The following is a 17675-nucleotide window of genomic DNA, read 5'->3' as shown; positions in this document are numbered from 1 at the left end:
TTCATGATCTATTCGAGTTCGACAACGGCAGTACCTGAAGTGGGCACGGTGCCGCGCCATGTGGCAATCATTATGGATGGCAATGGTCGCTGGGCAACCAAGCGCTTCCTGCCGCGTGTGGCTGGCCACGTCAAGGGCGCGGACGCCGTGCGCGGCATCGTCGAGGCTTGTATCGAGCGCGGCGTCGAATACCTGACCCTGTTTGCTTTCAGCTCGGAAAACTGGCGCCGCCCGGAAGAAGAGGTGTCGATGCTGATGCGCCTGTTCGTCACGATGCTGGAACGCGAAGTGGTCAAGATGCATGCGAACGACATCCGCCTGAAGGTGGTGGGTGACTTGTCGCGCTTCAACGACGAGCTGCAAACCCTGATCGCCAATGCGGAGCGCAAGACGGCGAACAACACGCGCCTGACGGTGTCCATCTGCGCCAACTACGGCGGCCGCTGGGACATCATGCAGGCAGTCAATAAAATGACGGCCGAGGCGCTCGCCGATGGCCAGCCTGCCGGACACGCTTATACGGAAGAGCAACTGGCGCCGCACCTGGCCATGGCTTACGCACCCGAGCCCGACCTGTTCATCCGCACGGGCGGCGAGCAGCGTATTTCCAATTTCCTCCTGTGGCAACTGGCGTACACTGAGTTGTTTTTCACCGAAACTTTCTGGCCCGACTTCAATGGCGAGTGCCTCGACGCGGCAATCGCGTCTTACCAGCAGCGCGAACGGCGCTTTGGCCGCACCAGCGCGCAATTAACTGAAAAGACAAACTGATGCTGAAAACACGGATAATCACCGCCCTGGTCCTCTTGGCGGTCTTGCTGCCGGTTCTGTATCTGAATTATTTCCCCGCCTTCGCCGTGATCGTCACGGCGTTCTTCGGCGCCGCCGTCTGGGAAAGCTTCCGCATCTTCAAAAATCGCCAGGCGCTGCTGATCGCCGCCGTCTGGACTGCCGCCTTCGCGTATACGTTTTTTGTCGGCAACGGCATGGCGCAGCTCAATTTCTGGTTCGCCCTGTGCGTAGCCATCTGGCTGATCCGCTTCGTGCCTTCGCTGGCAACAGGCTTGCCGCCCACCGAAGGCCTGGGCAATACCTTGCTCAGCTTCGTGTACCCGGTGACCATCGTCGGTTGCTTCGTCGCCATCATCGCCCTGTTCCTGCATAGCCCTTTGTACCTGCTGTCCGTGATGGCCCTCGTGTGGATCGCCGATATCGGCGCCTATTTCTCGGGCAAGGCGTTCGGCAAGCGCAAGCTGGCGCCAAGTATTTCCCCAGGTAAGTCCTGGGAAGGCGCCATCGGCGGCGGCATCGCCGTGCTGGTGATCGCCGCCATCACCATCGTGGCCGCGCCATCGCTGCCGGTCTTGCAAGACACCTTCGCCGTGCAGCTGCAATTGCGCCGCGGCTGGCTGGTGGCCTTGCTGGTGCTGCTGCTGATCGTCGCGGCCAGCATCGTCGGCGACCTGTTCGAATCCCAGCTGAAGCGCCGTGCCGGCATCAAGGACAGCAGCAAGCTGCTGCCCGGCCATGGCGGTGTACTCGACCGTATCGATGCGCTGATCCCGGTCCTGCCATTTGCCGCCCTCGTGGCCAGCTGGCTTTAAGGAAACTCATGCAATACATCACCATTCTTGGCGCGACCGGCTCGATCGGCGTGTCCACCCTGGACGTGCTCGCGCGTCATCCCGAGCAATACAGCGTGTATGCGCTGAGCGCCCACAGCCGCGTGGCCGAACTGGCCGCCCAGTGCCTGCGGTTCCGTCCGCAGCGCGCCGTCGTCGCCACGGCCGACGCCGCCCTTGAACTGACGCGCTTGCTGCGCGGGCAGGGCGTCGATACGCAAGTCGAGTACGGGGTGGACGCCCTGTGCGCCATCGCCAGCGCGCCGCAAGTGACGGGCGTGATGGCGGCCATCGTCGGCGCGGCCGGCCTGGCGCCCACCCTGGCGGCAGCGCGTGCCGGCAAGAAAGTATTGCTGGCCAATAAAGAAGCGCTGGTCATGTCCGGCCAACTGTTCATCGATGCCGTGCATGACAACGGCGCCGTGCTGTTGCCCATCGACAGCGAACACAACGCCATCTTCCAGTGCATGCCGCACGCCCATGGCCGCGCGCCAGGCGCGGCGGGCGTGGCGAAAATCGTGCTGACGGCTTCCGGCGGCCCTTTCCTGACGCGCGACGTCGAGACGCTCGACACAGTCACGCCGGACCAGGCATGCAAGCATCCGACCTGGGCCATGGGACGCAAGATTTCCGTCGATTCGGCCACCATGATGAACAAGGGCCTGGAAGTGATCGAGGCGCACTGGCTGTTCGGTGCGCCGGCCGACCAGATCGAGGTGCTGATCCACCCGCAAAGCGTGATCCATTCGATGGTCTCGTACATCGACGGCTCCGTGCTGGCCCAGCTGGGCAATCCGGACATGCGCACGCCGATCGCCCATGCGCTGGCGTATCCGCAGCGCATCGCTTCCGGCGTGGCGCAGCTGGACCTGGCCCAAGTGGCTACCTTGCAGTTCGAACGTCCCGATTTCCGCCGTTTCCCCTGCCTCGCGCTGGCCTTCGACGCCTTGCGCGCGGGCGGCACGGCGCCGGCTTTGCTCAATGCGGCCAATGAAGTGGCCGTGCAAGCGTTTCTTGATGAGCAGATCGGCTTCCGCCAGATCGACAGGGTCATCGCGCACGTGATCGAGACGGTGCCGCATGGCGCCGCTTCGAGCATCGACGCCGTGATGGAGCAGGACCGCCTCGCCAGAGCGGCCGCGCAAGCGTATATCGCGCAAAGGCTGGCTGCATGACGCTCATCACCACGTTGCTGGCTTTTATCGTCGCGCTCGGTTCACTGATTACCTTGCACGAGCTGGGCCACTACCTGGTGGCGCGCTGGTGCGGCGTGAAAGTGCTGCGTTTCTCGATTGGCATGGGAAAAGTGGTGTATTCGCGCAAGTTTGGCAAGGACCAGACGGAATGGGCGATTTCCGCGCTGCCGCTGGGCGGCTATGTCAGCATGCTCGACAGCCGCGCGCAAGACCTCAGCGACTTGCCGGAAAGCGAATTGCGCCGCGAATTCACGCGCCAGAGCGTGTGGCGCCGCATCGCCATCGTGGCCGCCGGCCCGCTGGCCAATTTCCTCGTCGCCATCGTGCTGTACGCGGGCCTGTTCATGCATGGCATCGAAGAGCCGTCGAGCAAGCTCGGTCCCGTGGCCGAACAGACCGCCGCCTATGCGGCCGGCTTGCGCGGCGGCGATACCGTTGAAGCCGTCAATGGCAAGCCCGTGGCCAGCTGGTCCGAGCTGCGCTGGGAACTGATCCAGGCCACCCTCGACAAGCTGCCGGCGCGCATCGAAGTGCGCCGTCCCGACCGTGGCCAGCAGGAAGCGACCTTGCCGACGGCCAGTCTGACGGAGACGGACCTGGAAGGCGACGTGCTGGGCAAGCTGGGTTTGACCCTGGCCCGTTCGGCGCCCACGCTGATGGAAATCATGCCCGATGGCGCCGCCGCGCGCGCCGGCCTGCAGAAAAACGACCAGATCCTGGCCATCGACGAACAGCCCGTGCACGACGTGGCGGCCGTCATCGCCACCCTGAGCCAGGCGCCGGGCCGCACCTTGCAATTGCGGCTCTTGCGCCAGGGCCAGGACCTGACCTTGCCCATTACGCCGGACGCCGTGCCGGGCGCCGGGGCAGAGGGAGCTGTAACAGTTGGTAAGATACAAGCAAAGCTGGGACAGGTGCCGGATATGATCATCGTGGCCTCCGGACCGTTCTCTGCCGTGGCCAAGGCGTCCGCCAAGGTCTGGGATACCAGTGTCATGAGCCTGAAAATGCTGGGCAAAATGATCACCGGCCAGGTTTCTCTGAAGAATGTGACGGGACCGATTACCATCGCCGATTACGCGGGCCAGACGGCGCGCATCGGCTTGGTAAGCTACCTGAGCTTCATCGCCTTCATCAGTATCAGTCTGGGCGTGATGAATTTGCTACCCATTCCTGTTCTGGATGGCGGGCATTTGCTGTATTATTCGCTGGAAGTTTTGACCGGACGCCCCTTGCCGGAGCGCGTAGGCGAGATTGCTCAGCGCCTGGGGATAGGTTTGTTGCTGACCTTGATGGTGCTTGCCGTCTTTAATGACGTGTTGCGATTGCTGAATTAGGACGCTGGTTGATGCCATTGCGTGAGTCGCACAAGCAATCTTTTGTGTATGTTGTCCATTGATTTACCCATTGAATAACCCCAATGAAATTACATTCTGCTCGTTTTGCCTTGCCTTCCTTTCGCCGCAGCCTGATCGGCGCCGCCGTCATGGCCATCTGTTCCGGCCACGCGCTGGCCGTCCAGCCATTTACTGTCAAGGACATCCGGGTCGAAGGGATCCAGCGTACTGAAGCGGGCACCGTGTTTGCCTACCTGCCGGTGCGGGTCGGCGAAACGTTCTCCGACGAGAAGAGCGTTGCCGCCATCAAGGCCCTGTATGCGACGGGCATGTTCAAGGATGTGCGCCTGGAAGCCGATGGCGACGTGCTGGTGGTGCTGGTCGAGGAACGTCCGGCCATCGCCAGCGTGGCATTTACCGGTACCAAGGAATTTGAAAAGGACGTGCTGGTCAAGGCGCTCAAGGAAATCGGCGTCGGTGAAGCGAAGATTTTCGACAAGGCCTCCGTCGACCGCGCGGAACAGGAACTCAAGCGCCAGTACCTGTCGCATGGCCTGTACGGCGTGAAGATCACCACCACCGTCACGCCGATCGAGCGCAACCGCGTTAACGTGGTGTTCGCCGTCGACGAGGGCGAGGTGGCCCGCATCAAGCAGATCAACATCGTCGGCAACAAGGCCTTCACGGACAAGGAACTGCGCGAGCAGCTGGCCCTGAACACGGGCGGCTGGTTCAGCTGGTACACCAAGGCCGACCAGTATTCGAAGACCAAGCTGACGGGCGACATCGAAGCGCTGAAGTCCTACTACCTGGACCGCGGCTATATCGAGATGCAGGTCGATTCGACGCAAGTGTCGATCACGCCCGATAAAAAAGACATCTACCTGACGATCAACATCACCGAAGGTGAAAAGTACAAGATCGCCGGCACCAAGTTCGAAGGCGAGATGTTCGGCCGCGAAGAAGAGCTCAAAGCGCTGAACCTGATGCGCGAAGGCGACATCTATTCGGGCGCGCGCCTGACGGCGACGAACAAGCGCATCCAGGACCGCCTGGCCACGTTCGGCTATGCCTTTGCCAACGTCAACGCCAATCCCGAAATCAACCGCGAAAAGCACGAAGTCGGTTTCACCTTCTTCATCGATCCGGGCAAGCGCGTCTACGTGCGCCACATGAATATCGCCGGCAACACCACCACGCGCGATGAAGTCATCCGCCGCGAATTCCGCCAGTTCGAATCGTCCTGGTACGACAGCAACAAGATCAAGCTGTCGCGCGACCGTGTCGACCGCCTCGGCTACTTCAAGGACGTGACCATCGACACGCCGGAAGCGCAGGGCACGACCGACCAGGTCGACGTCAACGTGACTGTGGTGGAAAAACCTACCGGTAACTTCCTGATCGGCGGCGCCTTCTCGCAATCGGAAAAATTCACCCTGTCGGCATCGATTTCGCAAGCCAACTTCGCCGGTAGCGGCAACACGGTCGGCATTGAACTCAATACCAGCCATTACAGCCGCACGATCGCGTTTTCGCAAACCAATCCGTACTTCACGGACGACGGTATTTCGCGCAGCTTCGAAGTCTACCTGCGCACGACGGAACCGCCGGCGCTGAACATCGGCAGCTACAAGATCAAGCAGACCGGTGGCCGCGTCAGTTTCGGCGTGCCGTTCTCGGAAGTCGACACCGTCTTCTTCGGCATCGGCGCCGAGCGCTCGCGCATCGAAACCGATATCACCAGCCCGATCCGCTTCAAGCAGTACGTGATCGACAATGGCGGCCCGTCCGACGGTATCGGTTCGGCCACCACGAATTCCATCCCGCTGACGGCGGCATGGCAGCGCGACAGCCGCGACAGCGCCCTGACGCCATCGATCGGCCGCTACCAGCGCGTCAACCTCGAGGCCGATCTGATCGGCGACCAGAAATACTTCCGCGCCATTTATGAGCACCAGTATTTCCGTCCCTTGTTCAGCAAGGTCACCCTGGCGCTGAAGGGCGAGATCGATTACGGCCACGGTATCGGCAAGCACGTGTATCCGGTCTTCAAGAACTTCTACGGCGGCGGCATCGGTTCGGTGCGCGGCTACCTGAGTTCCTCGCTGGGCGCGGTCGAACCGAGCACCAACGATGCCTTGGGCGGCGCTTCGCGCCTGATCGGTAACGCGGAACTGCAGATGCCGTTCCCGGGTTCGGGCAATGACCGCAGCTTGCGCTGGTTCGGTTTCCTTGACGGCGGCCAGGTCTACCAGGAAGGCGAAAAAATGCGGATCTCGCAATTGCGCTATTCTGCTGGCTTGGGCATCAGCTGGATTTCACCGGTGGGTCCGCTCAAGCTGAGCTACGCCAAGCCGCTGAACGCCAAGCCGACGGACCGCCTGGAGCGCTTCCAGTTCCAGATGGGCACCGGTTTCTAACCGGCCATCTGAACGGGGGCGACAGCTTTAACTTTTTGACCATGGAGTATCATGAACACCGCATCCGCTACCCTGCCCAAGACCCTTGCCGTGATCGCATTGTGCTGGAGTTCGCTGTTGCCGGTGCAGGCGCAGGCTCAGGAGTCGAAGATCGCCTGGATCAGCAGCGAACGTATTTATAACGAATCGAGGCTGGCCAAACTGGCCAGCGCCAAGCTGGCCGAAGAGTTCCGCTCGCGCGAAAAAGCCGTGCAGGAACTGGCTGCCCGCTTCAAGGTGGCCAACGAAGCCCTGGAAAAGGACATGCCGACCCTGAGCGAGGCGGAGCGCGCCAAGCGCCAGCGCGAGTTTTTCGAGCTGGACAAGGAGCTGCAGCGCCGCCAGCGCGAGTTCCGCGAAGACCTGAGCCAGCGCACGAATGAAGAGCGCAGCGCCATCGCGGAAAAGGCCAACACCATCATCCAGCAGATGGCGCATATCGAAGGATATGACATCGTGCTGCAGGAAGCCCTGTGGGCCAGCCCGCGCATCGACATCACCGACAAGGTGCTGAAGGCGCTGGACAAGTGATATTAGAATAGAGGTAATTAGATGGGCACTCGACTAGGAGACTTGGTCGAACGCTTCGGCGGACAATTGGCGGGCGATCCGAACCTGGAAGTGTCAGGGATCGCGCCGCTGGCCGACGCCGGCGCTTCGCACATCAGCTTTCTCAGCAATAGCAAATTCCGCGCACAGGCGGCCCAGAGCGGCGCCGCCGCGCTGATCCTCACGCCGGCCGACGATGCGCTGATCAAAGGCGAGTACGCCGGCGCGCGCATCGTCACCCCGAATCCCTATGTGTATTTCGCGCGCGCGGCGCAGTATTTCGCCGCCCTGCACGAGATCAAGGCGCCAATCGGCATCCATCCGGGCGCCTTTGTCGACGCCAGCGCGCAGGTTGACGCCAGCGCCTCCGTCGGCGTGCATGCGGTGATCGAAGCGGGCGCCGTCATCGGCGCCGGCTGCGTCATCGGACCCGGTTGCGTCGTGGGGCGCGACGCCGTCATCGGCGCCGGTACCCAGCTGTTCGCCAACGTGACCTTCCACGCGCGCTGCGTGATCGGCCAGCGCGGCATCATCCATTCGGGCGCCGTGATCGGCACCGACGGATTCGGCTTCGCCAACGAAGGCGGCGTGTACATCAAGATACCGCAGACGGGCAGGGTGGTGATCGGTGACGATGTCGATATCGGCGCCAACACCACCATTGACCGCGGCGCACTGGCCGACACCATCATCGAAGATGGCGTCAAGCTCGATAACCAGATCCAGATCGGCCACAACTGCCATATCGGCGCGCACACGGCCATGGCCGGCTGCGTCGGCGTGGCCGGCAGCGCCATCATTGGCAAGTACTGCACCTTTGGCGGCGCCGCCATGGTGCTGGGCCACCTGACGATCGCCGACCGCGTCCACGTGGGCTCGGGCAGCATGGTCTCGCGCTCGATCCTGGAAGCGGGCCAGTACACTGGCTTCTATCCGCTGGCCAAGAACGCCGACTGGGAAAAGAGCGCCGCCATCGTGCGCAACCTGTCAAGCATGCGCGAGAAGATACGCGCGCTTGAAAAAACAATTAAAACACTGACCATGCAAGACGAAAAATGACTACTGAAAACAAGACCCTCGACATCCTCGCCATCAAATCGCTGCTGCCGCACCGCTATCCGCTGCTGCTGGTGGACCGCGTGCTGGACTGGGAAGCGAACAAAACCATCACCGCCATCAAGAACGTGACGGTCAACGAAGAATTCTTCCAGGGCCATTTCCCGCACAAGCCGGTCATGCCCGGCGTGCTGATGATCGAAGCGCTGGCGCAGACGGCGGCCTTGCTGTCGTTCCTGACGATGGGCGTGAAACCGGACGAGAATTCGGTGGTGTACTTTGTCGGCATCGATAATGCGCGCTTCAAGCGTCCAGTCGAGCCGGGCGACCAGCTGAAGATGGATGTGGAAATCCTGCGCGTCTCGCGCGGCATCTGGAAATACAAGGCCGTCGGTACGGTCGACGGCAAGCTGGCGGTGGAAGCGGAACTGATGTGCACCATCCGCAGCGCGCAGGATGCAAGCCAGTCTATGAGTCAGCCAGCGGGGCAGTAATGGCGGCCATCCACTCCACGGCTGTCATCGATCCGAAGGCTGAGCTCGACAGCTCGGTCGAGGTGGGCCCGTACACCATCATCGGTCCGCATGTGCGCATCGGCGCCGGCACCCGGGTCGGCCCGCACGTGGTGATCGACGGCCACACGACGATCGGCAGCGACAACCACCTGTTCCAGTTTTCTTCCATCGGCGCGCAGCCGCAGGATAAAAAATGGGCGGGCGAGGCGACGCGCCTGGAAATCGGCGACCGCAACACCATCCGCGAGTTCTGCACCTTCAACACGGGCACCGTGCAGGGCGGCGGCGTGACGCGCCTGGGCAATGACAACTGGATCTCGGCGTATGTGCACCTGGCGCACGACTGCCTGGTGGGCAATAACACGATTTTCTCGAACAATGCCCAGCTGGCGGGCCATGTGGAGATCGGCGACTGGGTCATCATGAGCGGCTTCGCCAATGTGCACCAGTTCTGCAAGATCGGCGCGCACGCTTTTGTCGGCATGAGTACCAGCCTGACGCAGGACGTGCCGCCGTTCGTCCTATTGAACGGCAATCCGGCGCAGGCGCATGGCGTCAACATCGAAGGCTTGAAACGCCGCGGCTTTACGCGCGAGCAGATCAACGGCATCCGCGCCGCGTATAAGCTCATCTACCGCGCCGGACTGACCCTGGAAGAATCCAAGGCGGCCCTGTTCGAAGAAGAGCAGGCTTCCTCGCCCGAGGTGGCGCAACACATTCGCGCCATGCGCGAATTCCTTGGCGTCGCGTCGCGTGGCATCGTCCGCTGACCAGGAGCGCGGCCTGTCGGTCGCCATCGTTGCCGGCGAGGTGTCGGGCGACCTGCTGGCCAGCCGGCTGCTGTCCGGCCTCGTGCCGCAGCTGCCCGGCGCGCGCTTCCACGGCATCGGCGGCGAGCACATGGCCAAACAGGGTTTTGTTTCCGACTGGCCGCTCGACAAACTGACCGTGCGCGGCCTGTTCGAGATCATTCCCCGCTACCGCGAAATCAAGGGCATCCAGAACGCGCTGCGCGACCAGCTGCTGGCCGAGCGTCCCGACGTCTTCATCGGCGCCGACTACCCGGGTTTTAACCTGGGGCTTGAGCAGCAGCTGAAGGAAGGCGGCATCCCCACCGTGCACTACATCGGGCCGCAGATCTGGGCCTGGCGCGGCGGACGCATCAAGAAAATCATCAAGGCCGTCTCGCACATGCTGGTGATCTTCCCCTTCGAGGAAGAGATTTACCGCAAGGCGGGCGTGCCCGTCACCTATGTCGGCCATCCGCTGGCCGAGATGACCCCTTTGCAGCCCGACGAAGCGGCCGCGCGCCGCACCCTGGGCTTGCCCGAGGACGCGAATGTCGTGACCCTGATGCCGGGCAGCCGCATGGGCGAACTCAAATACAATACCGCGGCGTTTGTCGGCGCCTGCAAGCTGCTGCTGGCGCGCGACCGCTCCTTGCGTTTCGTCGCGCCCATGGCCGGCGAAAAGCAGCGCCAGTACTTTTTGCAACTGATCCGTGAGGCGGGCTTGCAGGACATCGAGATATTGCTCACCGATGGCGGCTCGCACACGGCCATCTGCGCCGCAGATGCGGTGCTGGTGGCATCCGGCACGGCGTCGCTGGAAGTGGCGCTGTACAAGAAGCCGATGGTCATTGCCTACAAGATGATGCGCGCTTCGTGGGAAATCATGCGTCATATGGGTTACCAGCCGTGGATTGGTTTGCCGAACATCCTGGCACGCGATTATCTGGTGCCCGAGCTGTTGCAAAACGCGGCCAGTCCGCAAGCGCTGGCGGACGCCATGTGGCAGCAGCTGAGCGACGTGCCGGGCCGTTTGCGCCTGGTGCAGCGCTTCACGGACATGCACCACAGCCTGCTGCGCGACAGCGCGCGCGAAAGCGCCAACGCCGTCATGCAGGTCATCGCCGCCAACCGCAAGTAAGCCCCGATCACCGCTTCAACCGCAGTACCAACCAAAGATTCAACGTGAAAAATATCTATCCCGGCCTGTTTGACGACTTGCCATTCTCGCTCGATGAAATCATCTGCGGCGTCGACGAGGCAGGCCGCGGTCCGCTGGCCGGCCCCGTCTTTGCCGCCGCCGTGATCCTCGACCCGAACCAGCCGATCGACGGCTTGCGCGACTCGAAAAAACTCAGTGAAGCGAAGCGCGACCTGCTGGCGCCGCAAATCAAGGCCAAGGCTCTTGCCTGGGCCATCGCCGAAGCGTCGGAAGAGGAAATCGACCGTCTGAACATCCTGCAGGCGTCGATGCTGGCCATGCGCCGCGCCGTCGAGGCCCTGGCGACCGTACCGACCCTGGCGCTGATCGACGGCAACCGCTGCCCCGTGATGCCGATACGTGGCATGGCCATCATCGGCGGCGACGACAAGGTCGATGCCATTTCCGCCGCCTCGATCCTGGCCAAGACGGCGCGCGATGCGGCCCTCGTGCACCTGCATGCGGCCTATCCCGAGTACTGCTTCGACCAGCACAAGGGCTATGGCACCAAATTGCACCTGGAGCGCCTGCACCTGCACGGCGCCTCGCCCGTGCACCGCCGCTCGTTCGCGCCCGTGCGCAACGTGATCGCCCTGTTTGGCGGGCAGGAGGTGGCGGCATGAAGACGATCACCTCGCGCGACAACGCGCAATACAAGGAGCTGCTGAAACTGGCCGGCAGTTCGCAGGCGCGCCGCAAGTCGGGCCGCACCCTGCTCGATGGCGTGCACCTGTGCCAGTCTTTCCTGGCATTGCGCGGCTTGCCGGAACAGTGCATCGTCAGCGAAAGCGCCTTGCAGAACCCGGAAGTGGCGGACATCGTCGGCCAGCTGGAAAGCCGGCGCGCGCATGTACTGGGCTTGCCCGATGCACTGTATAACGCGGTCAGCCAGGTCGAGCACGGCGTGGGCGTGATGTTCCTCGTCGAGACGCCGGAACGGGCCGTCACGCAGCCCCTGAGCGTGTCGGCCGTGCTGCTCGATAACCTGCAAGACCCGGGCAACGTGGGGTCCATCCTGCGCAGCGCGGCCGCCGCCGGCATCACGCAGGTGTACTGCAGCGCCGGCACGGCCTTCTGCTGGTCTCCCAAGGTGCTGCGTGCGGCGATGGGCGCGCACTTCGTGCTCGACATTTTTGAAAACGTCGACCTGGCCGCATTGGTGTCGGCCTCGAAGGTGATGACGGTGGCCACCAGCGGCTACGCCAGCGAACGCCTGTACGACCTCGACCTGAGCGTGCCGGTGGCGTGGGTGTTCGGTCATGAAGGGCAGGGCGTGGCTGACGACCTGCTGTCGATCACCACGCGCCAGGTGGTGATTCCCCACCTGGGCCAGATCGAGTCGCTGAACGTGGCGGCGTGCGCCGCCGTGTGCTTCTTCGAGCAGTTGCGCCAGGGCCAGTCCTGATAATTCAAACCAAGGCCCGCCATGCTTGACCATCCAGTTCTGCCCTTGCTTGCTGACGGAGCCACGCGTGACGAGGCCTGGTGGCGCCAGGTCGCCGCGTTTTATCCCGCGCCGCCGGACGTCATCGTCAATCTGGAACACGGCTATTTCGGTGCCATGGCCGCGCCCGTGCAAGCGGCCTTCGAGCAGGCCGTGCGCTACACCAATGAACAGCTGAGTCCCTTCGTGCGTGGCGACTTTACGCGCACGCATGTGGATATTCTGCGCCAGCGTGTCGCTGAATTGATCCATGCCGAACCGCACGAGATCCTGCTGACCCGCAGCGGCACCGAGTCGATGCAGGTGCTGATCACGCAATACCACGGCCTGGCGCCCGGCGATACCGTGCTGTGGAGTAATCTCGACTATCCGGCCATGCGCACGGCCATGCGCTGGCTGGCACAGCGCCGTGGCGTCACCAGCACGCCAGTCACCTTGTGCTTGCCCATCGGTGATGACGAGATCATCGCCCGTTACGCGCAAGCCATGCGCGAGGCCGTCAAGCCGAAATTGCTGCTGCTGTCGCAGGTGACGCCGGCCAACGGCCAGCAAATGCCGGTGCGGGAAATCATGGCGCTGGCGCGCGAACACGGCATCGACGTGCTGCTCGACAGCGCCCATGCGCTGGGACAGGTCGACGTCGACGTGCAGGCCATGGGCATCGATTTCGCCGGTTTCAATCTGCATAAATGGCTGGGGGCGCCGGCGGGACTCGGTGTCGTGTATATCCGCGCCTCGCAGCTGCACAAGATCGAGCCGCACTGTGGCGACGATGACTATCCGCTGGACGATATCCGCAGCCGCCTGCACATGGGCATGCCGCCGATCGGCGCCATCCTGGCCGCACCGGCCGCCTTGGACTTCCATGCGCGCCTGGGCGGCACGCCGGCCAAGATGGAACGCCTGGCCTGGCTGCGCAATTACTGGGTCGAGCGGGTGGCGCGGTTGCCCGGCGTGCGAATCTTGTCGCCGCTCGATGCCAAACGCGGCACGGCGCTGGTGGCCTTTGCCGTCGACGGCATGAGCGCGCGCGATCTGCAGCAAGCCTTGCTGCAGCGCTTCGGCGTCTTTACCGTGCAGCGCAATATCGGCGATACCGATGTCGTGCGCGCCACGGTGGCGGTCACGACCACCACCGGTGAACTGGACCGGCTGGTCGCCGCGCTGACGGCGCTATCCCGCGAGGCGAACGCCTGACAAAACCGCAGCGAGCGTACGCGCAGCAGGTTTGGTCAGGTGTTCTCAGTATTCGCGGCGGTTCGGCTTAATCTCTTGCAGGATCGTCGTGGAGATCTCCTCGATCGACTTGGTGGTCGACGACAGCCAGCGGATACCCTCGCGTTTCATCATTTTTTCCGCCTCGTTGACCTCGTAACGGCAGTTTTCGATGGCCGCATACTTGCTTCCAGCGCGTCTTTCGTTGCGTATTTCCGACAAACGTTCGGGCGTAATGCTTAATCCGAAAATTTTATTCTTAAATTCCAGCAGGGCCGATGGCAGCTTGTCGCGCTCGAAATCGTCGGGAATCAGCGGATAATTGGCCGCCTTGATACCGTATTGCATGGCCAGATACAGGCTGGTCGGGGTCTTGCCAGAGCGCGAAACACCCACCAGAATGACATCGGCCGAGGACAGGTTCTTGTGCGACTGCCCATCGTCGTGCGCCAGTGAATAGTTGATCGCCTCGATGCGGTTCTTGTATTCCTCGCTGTCGACGATGTTGTGCGAGCGCCCGATGGTGTGGGTCGACATCACGCCCAGTTCCTGCTCCAGCGGGGCGACAAAGGTCTGGATCAGGTCCATGTGCATGCCGCTGGACTTGCGGATCACGGCCGACAAGTCGTTCTTCACCAGGGTGGAGAAAATGATCGGGCGCTGGCCATCGGCGGCGAAGGCTTCGTTGATCTTGCGCGCCGCATCGTAGGCCTTGTCCATGGTGTCGATGAAGGGCAGGCGGATCTGGCGGAAGCGCAGATCGAACTGCGTCAGCACCGAGTGGCCGAACGTCTCGGCGGTGATGCCGGTACCGTCGGAAACGAAGAAAACGGTGCGGGCCGCGGAGGGCAGAGGAGGGCGTGGTTCTTGTGTCATGGGTTTTCGGATCAAGATTGTGCGTCGTCAATTTGCGCCGCACAAGGTAAAATGGCTGCAACGGTATGATTGTGCTGCACGACGCCAAGAATAACAAGAAGACTGTCTGTGCGCCGCGCGTAAAGATTTCTATCATCAGTAAGGGTGTCATTATGACCAACGCAGTATCGCAACAGCAGGAAGACAAGGACGCGGTGTATGTTGCCTCGTTCGAGCATTTGCGCATGACGGATGTTGAATCCGTCGGCGGCAAGAACGCCTCCCTGGGCGAAATGATCAGCCAGCTGGCGGAAGCCGGCGTGCGCGTGCCAGGCGGCTTTGCCACCACGGCGCAGGCCTTCCGCGACTTCCTGTCGTATAGCGCCAACGGCGGCTTGCCGCTGGCCGACCGCATCGCCCAGCGCCTCGAAGGGCTGAACATCGATGACGTGCGCGCACTGGCGCAAGCCGGTGCCGAGATCCGTCAATGGATCGTCGAAACGCCGTTCCAGCCACGCCTGGCCGCTGAAATCGATCAGTTCTACGCCAAGCTGGTGGCCGATTCCGACACCGAAATGTCGTTTGCCGTGCGTTCCTCGGCCACGGCGGAAGACTTGCCGGACGCGTCTTTTGCCGGTCAGCAAGAAACCTTCCTGAACGTGGTCGGCATCGACAACGTGCTCGACGCCATGAAACAGGTGTTCGCGTCGCTGTACAACGACCGCGCCATCTCGTACCGCGTGCACAAGGGCTTTACGCACGCTGAAGTGGCCTTGTCGGCCGGCGTGCAGCGCATGGTGCGTTCCGACCTGGGCGCGGCCGGCGTGATGTTCACCATCGATACGGAATCGGGCTTCAAGGACGTGGTCTTCGTCACTTCCAGCTATGGCCTGGGCGAAACCGTGGTGCAGGGCGCCGTCAATCCCGATGAATTCTATGTGCACAAGCCGATGCTGGAAAAGGGCAAGTCGCCCGTGATCCGCCGCAATATCGGCTCGAAGCTGCTGAAGATGGAATTCACGAACGAAGCGAAAGCCGGCCGTTCCGTGAAAACCGTCGACGTGCCGGTCGAAATGCGCAACCGCTACTCGCTGAACGACAGCGAAGTGGTCGAGCTGGCCAAGTACGCCGTCATCATCGAGAGCCACTACGGCCGTCCGATGGACATCGAGTGGGGCAAGGATGGCCGCGACGGCAAGCTGTACATCCTGCAGGCGCGTCCCGAGACCGTCAAGTCGCAGCAAAAGGCGACCGACGTGCAGGAACGCTTCAAGCTGAAAAGCACGGGCACCGTGCTGACGTCCGGCCGCGCCATCGGCCAGAAGATCGGCGCCGGCCCCGTGCGCGTGATCCACGATCCGGCCGACATGGAGCGCGTGCAGCCAGGCGACGTGCTCGTTGCCGACATGACGGACCCGAACTGGGAACCGGTCATGAAGCGCGCGTCGGCCATCGTCACCAACCGTGGCGGCCGCACTTGCCACGCAGCAATTATCGCCCGTGAACTGGGCGTGCCGGCCGTCGTCGGCTGCGGCGACGCGACCGACGTACTGAAAGACGGCACGTTCGTCACCGTCGTCTGCTCCGAAGGCGACGAAGGCAAGATCTACGACGGCTTGCTGGAAACGGAAGTGTCGGAAGTGTCGCGCGGCGAATTGCCGAAGCTCGATACCAAGATCATGCTCAACGTGGGCAATCCGCAGCTGGCGTTCGACTTCCAGTCCGTGCCGAATGCGGGCGTGGGCCTGGCGCGCCTGGAATTCATCATCAATAACAATATCGGTGTGCATCCGCGCGCGATCCTCGAATACCCGAACATCGATGCCGACCTGAAAAAGGCCGTGGAATCGGTGGCGCGCGGCCACGCTTCGCCGAAAGCGTTCTATATCGACAAGCTGGCCGAAGGCATCGCCACCATCGCCGCCGCGTTCTGGCCGAAGAAAGTCATCGTGCGCCTGTCCGACTTCAAGTCGAACGAGTACAAGAAGCTGATCGGCGGTTCGCGCTACGAGCCGGACGAGGAAAACCCGATGCTGGGCTTCCGCGGTGCGGCGCGCTACCTGTCGGCCGACTTCTCCGAAGCGTTCAACATGGAATGCGAAGCGATGAAGCGCGTGCGCAATGACATGGGCCTGACGAACGTGGAAATCATGGTGCCATTCGTGCGCACCCTGGGCCAGGCCGAGAAAGTCATCGACTTGCTGGCAAAGAATGGCTTGAAGCGCGGCGAGAACGACTTGCGCGTCATCATGATGTGTGAAGTGCCGTCAAACGCCATCCTGGCCGACCAGTTCCTCGACCATTTCGACGGCTTCTCGATCGGTTCGAACGACCTGACCCAGCTGACCCTGGGCCTGGACCGCGATTCCGGCATGGAATTGCTGGCCGCCGATTTCGACGAGCGCGATCCGGCCGTGAAAGCCTTGCTGGCCCTGGCCATCAAGGCTTGCCTGGCACGCGGCAAGTACATCGGCATCTGCGGCCAGGGTCCTTCCGACCATCCGGACTTCGCCGTCTGGCTGATGGAGCAGGGCATCGAATCAATGTCCCTGAATCCCGACTCGGTGATCGACACCTGGCAAAAGCTCGCTGCGCTGAAAGCGTAAGCGTCTTGCCCGCCTTCTGAAAACCCGCTGCCGCTCACCCGGCAGCGGGTTTTTTTATGGCTATGTCACCGTCAGATGTGGGAACACTCCCAGCGTTTCCTTCAATAATGTTTCCGGCGAACGGATACGCCTGGCGTCGAGTATCCAGCGCCAGCCCAGGTAATTCGGCAGGTAGCGCGTCGCCACGCCGTGAAAGGGGCGTAGCCATGCCCGCAGGCGGCTGTGATATGCATTGACGTTCTGTACATGCGCGGCGCCCTGCACGCGGATGCCTGCGCGCAAATTGACGGCCTGGTGGCTGATCCCCGCTTCCTTGGCAAAGGCGCGATAGGCGGCATGGCCGTCGGTGACCAGCAAAATGTCCTTGTCGATGAAGCGTGGCAGGCAGGCATGCAGCTGCGCTGNCCCTGCACGCGGATGCCTGCGCGCAAATTGACGGCCTGGTGGCTGATCCCCGCTTCCTTGGCAAAGGCGCGATAGGCGGCATGGCCGTCGGTGACCAGCAAAATGTCCTTGTCGATGAAGCGTGGCAGGCAGGCATGCAGCTGCGCTGTCGTCAGCGCTCCTTTTCCCGTGACGAAATCGAGGGTCTGCCCCGTGCGGTCGCGCGCCACCAGGATGCAGACCTGCTCATCGGAAATGCCGCGCTGGCGGGCATGGCCGCCCCGGCGGCGCGCCGGACGTGTCAGATGCCGCGCGCCCTTTTCCGATTCGAGCACATACAGTTCGTCCGCTTCGGCGATGCCATGCAGGCAATGCGGCCGGTCCGTTTTTGCCAACGATAAAAACCGGTGGCGCCAGCGAAAGGTGGTGTTGCGGTGCACGCCCAGCA

16 protein-coding genes and 1 pseudogene are annotated in these 17675 nt (G+C 62.5%); 14 read left to right on the top strand and 3 right to left on the bottom strand.

What is annotated here, in order from left to right; all coding sequences use genetic code 11:
* Positions 1-3 precede the first annotated feature (3 nt).
* The 13 genes from uppS (at position 4) to CBW66_RS13650 (ending at position 13364) form a co-directional block, all read left to right on the top strand.
* Positions 4-771 carry a polyprenyl diphosphate synthase gene (gene uppS / locus CBW66_RS13710; RefSeq protein ID WP_070288000.1) on the top strand — a complete coding sequence of 256 codons (768 nt, stop codon included), beginning with the start codon at positions 4-6 and terminating at the stop codon, positions 769-771.
* Positions 771-1604 carry a phosphatidate cytidylyltransferase gene (locus tag CBW66_RS13705; protein WP_086137737.1) on the top strand — a complete coding sequence of 278 codons (834 nt, stop codon included), beginning with the start codon at positions 771-773 and terminating at the stop codon, positions 1602-1604. The genes uppS and CBW66_RS13705 overlap by 1 nt, the downstream gene beginning before the upstream one ends.
* Positions 1605-1612: 8 nt before the next feature.
* Positions 1613-2797, top strand: coding sequence for a 1-deoxy-D-xylulose-5-phosphate reductoisomerase (gene ispC, locus CBW66_RS13700; RefSeq protein WP_086137738.1), 1185 nt, complete (start codon positions 1613-1615; stop codon positions 2795-2797).
* The gene (rseP, locus tag CBW66_RS13695) at positions 2794-4155 is read left to right on the top strand and encodes an RIP metalloprotease RseP (protein ID WP_086137739.1); all 1362 of its coding nucleotides are present in this window, start codon (positions 2794-2796) and stop codon (positions 4153-4155) included. The genes ispC and rseP overlap by 4 nt, the downstream gene beginning before the upstream one ends.
* Before the next feature lie 83 nt (positions 4156-4238).
* A complete protein-coding gene (bamA, locus tag CBW66_RS13690) occupies positions 4239-6575 on the top strand; it encodes an outer membrane protein assembly factor BamA (RefSeq protein WP_086137740.1) in 2337 nt (778 codons plus the stop codon).
* Between the two features lie 51 nt (positions 6576-6626).
* Positions 6627-7145 (top strand): OmpH family outer membrane protein, encoded by a 519-nt coding sequence (locus tag CBW66_RS13685; RefSeq protein WP_046684967.1) that lies wholly within the window; start codon positions 6627-6629, stop codon positions 7143-7145.
* A 21-nt stretch (positions 7146-7166) separates the two neighbouring features.
* A complete protein-coding gene (gene lpxD / locus CBW66_RS13680) occupies positions 7167-8222 on the top strand; it encodes a UDP-3-O-(3-hydroxymyristoyl)glucosamine N-acyltransferase (protein WP_086137741.1) in 1056 nt (351 codons plus the stop codon).
* Positions 8219-8713: a 3-hydroxyacyl-ACP dehydratase FabZ gene (gene fabZ / locus CBW66_RS13675; RefSeq protein WP_086137742.1), complete on the top strand. Its 495-nt coding sequence runs from the start codon at positions 8219-8221 to the stop codon at positions 8711-8713. The genes lpxD and fabZ overlap by 4 nt, the downstream gene beginning before the upstream one ends.
* Positions 8713-9504 carry an acyl-ACP--UDP-N-acetylglucosamine O-acyltransferase gene (gene lpxA, locus CBW66_RS13670; protein ID WP_070221515.1) on the top strand — a complete coding sequence of 264 codons (792 nt, stop codon included), beginning with the start codon at positions 8713-8715 and terminating at the stop codon, positions 9502-9504. The genes fabZ and lpxA overlap by 1 nt, the downstream gene beginning before the upstream one ends.
* The gene (lpxB, locus tag CBW66_RS13665) at positions 9488-10663 is read left to right on the top strand and encodes a lipid-A-disaccharide synthase (protein WP_086137791.1); all 1176 of its coding nucleotides are present in this window, start codon (positions 9488-9490) and stop codon (positions 10661-10663) included. Before lpxA ends, lpxB begins: the two co-directional genes overlap by 17 nt.
* Before the next feature lie 44 nt (positions 10664-10707).
* Positions 10708-11346: a ribonuclease HII gene (gene rnhB / locus CBW66_RS13660; protein WP_086137743.1), complete on the top strand. Its 639-nt coding sequence runs from the start codon at positions 10708-10710 to the stop codon at positions 11344-11346.
* On the top strand, positions 11343-12128 hold the full coding sequence (locus CBW66_RS13655) for an RNA methyltransferase (protein WP_086137744.1): 786 nt from the start codon (positions 11343-11345) through the stop codon (positions 12126-12128). The genes rnhB and CBW66_RS13655 overlap by 4 nt, the downstream gene beginning before the upstream one ends.
* A 21-nt stretch (positions 12129-12149) precedes the next feature.
* A complete protein-coding gene (locus CBW66_RS13650) occupies positions 12150-13364 on the top strand; it encodes an aminotransferase class V-fold PLP-dependent enzyme (RefSeq protein WP_086137745.1) in 1215 nt (404 codons plus the stop codon).
* 45 nt (positions 13365-13409) lie between these two features.
* On the opposite strand, the gene CBW66_RS13645 is transcribed toward CBW66_RS13650, so the two are convergent.
* Positions 13410-14258, bottom strand: coding sequence for a pyruvate, water dikinase regulatory protein (locus CBW66_RS13645; RefSeq protein ID WP_070288024.1), 849 nt, complete (start codon positions 14256-14258; stop codon positions 13410-13412).
* A gap of 152 nt (positions 14259-14410) precedes the next feature.
* Here CBW66_RS13645 and ppsA point away from each other — a divergent pair, with 152 nt between their 5' ends.
* Complete coding sequence (gene ppsA, locus CBW66_RS13640) at positions 14411-16843, top strand: phosphoenolpyruvate synthase (protein ID WP_086137792.1); 2433 nt, start codon at positions 14411-14413, stop codon at positions 16841-16843.
* A 60-nt stretch (positions 16844-16903) separates the two neighbouring features.
* Here ppsA and CBW66_RS13635 read toward each other — a convergent pair whose 3' ends face one another.
* A complete protein-coding gene (locus tag CBW66_RS13635; protein WP_253251340.1) occupies positions 16904-17380 on the bottom strand; it encodes an IS1595 family transposase in 477 nt (158 codons plus the stop codon).
* A gap of 119 nt (positions 17381-17499) precedes the next feature.
* Positions 17500-17667, bottom strand: a pseudogene (locus CBW66_RS29415) (IS1595 family transposase); the annotation flags it as partial.
* Between the last annotated feature and the right edge of the window lie 8 nt (positions 17668-17675).

It is taken from the genome of Janthinobacterium sp. GW456P, from assembly GCF_002127655.1.
In the GTDB taxonomy this organism is placed as follows: Bacteria; Pseudomonadota; Gammaproteobacteria; order Burkholderiales; family Burkholderiaceae_D; genus Janthinobacterium.
This window is presented reverse-complemented; position numbering and strand designations above follow the sequence as displayed.

What these genes read in the sequence shown, in the direction of transcription:
- uppS (WP_070288000.1), top strand. Translation starts at nt 4, where the DNA reads ATGATCTATTCGAGTTCGACAACGGCAGTACCTGAAGTGGGCACGGTG.
- CBW66_RS13705 (WP_086137737.1), top strand. Translation starts at nt 771, where the DNA reads ATGCTGAAAACACGGATAATCACCGCCCTGGTCCTCTTGGCGGTCTTG.
- ispC (WP_086137738.1), top strand. Translation starts at nt 1,613, where the DNA reads ATGCAATACATCACCATTCTTGGCGCGACCGGCTCGATCGGCGTGTCC.
- rseP (WP_086137739.1), top strand. Translation starts at nt 2,794, where the DNA reads ATGACGCTCATCACCACGTTGCTGGCTTTTATCGTCGCGCTCGGTTCA.
- bamA (WP_086137740.1), top strand. Translation starts at nt 4,239, where the DNA reads ATGAAATTACATTCTGCTCGTTTTGCCTTGCCTTCCTTTCGCCGCAGC.
- CBW66_RS13685 (WP_046684967.1), top strand. Translation starts at nt 6,627, where the DNA reads ATGAACACCGCATCCGCTACCCTGCCCAAGACCCTTGCCGTGATCGCA.
- lpxD (WP_086137741.1), top strand. Translation starts at nt 7,167, where the DNA reads ATGGGCACTCGACTAGGAGACTTGGTCGAACGCTTCGGCGGACAATTG.
- fabZ (WP_086137742.1), top strand. Translation starts at nt 8,219, where the DNA reads ATGACTACTGAAAACAAGACCCTCGACATCCTCGCCATCAAATCGCTG.
- lpxA (WP_070221515.1), top strand. Translation starts at nt 8,713, where the DNA reads ATGGCGGCCATCCACTCCACGGCTGTCATCGATCCGAAGGCTGAGCTC.
- CBW66_RS13655 (WP_086137744.1), top strand. Translation starts at nt 11,343, where the DNA reads ATGAAGACGATCACCTCGCGCGACAACGCGCAATACAAGGAGCTGCTG.
- CBW66_RS13650 (WP_086137745.1), top strand. Translation starts at nt 12,150, where the DNA reads ATGCTTGACCATCCAGTTCTGCCCTTGCTTGCTGACGGAGCCACGCGT.
- CBW66_RS13645 (WP_070288024.1), bottom strand. Translation starts at nt 14,258, where the DNA reads ATGACACAAGAACCACGCCCTCCTCTGCCCTCCGCGGCCCGCACCGTT.
- ppsA (WP_086137792.1), top strand. Translation starts at nt 14,411, where the DNA reads ATGACCAACGCAGTATCGCAACAGCAGGAAGACAAGGACGCGGTGTAT.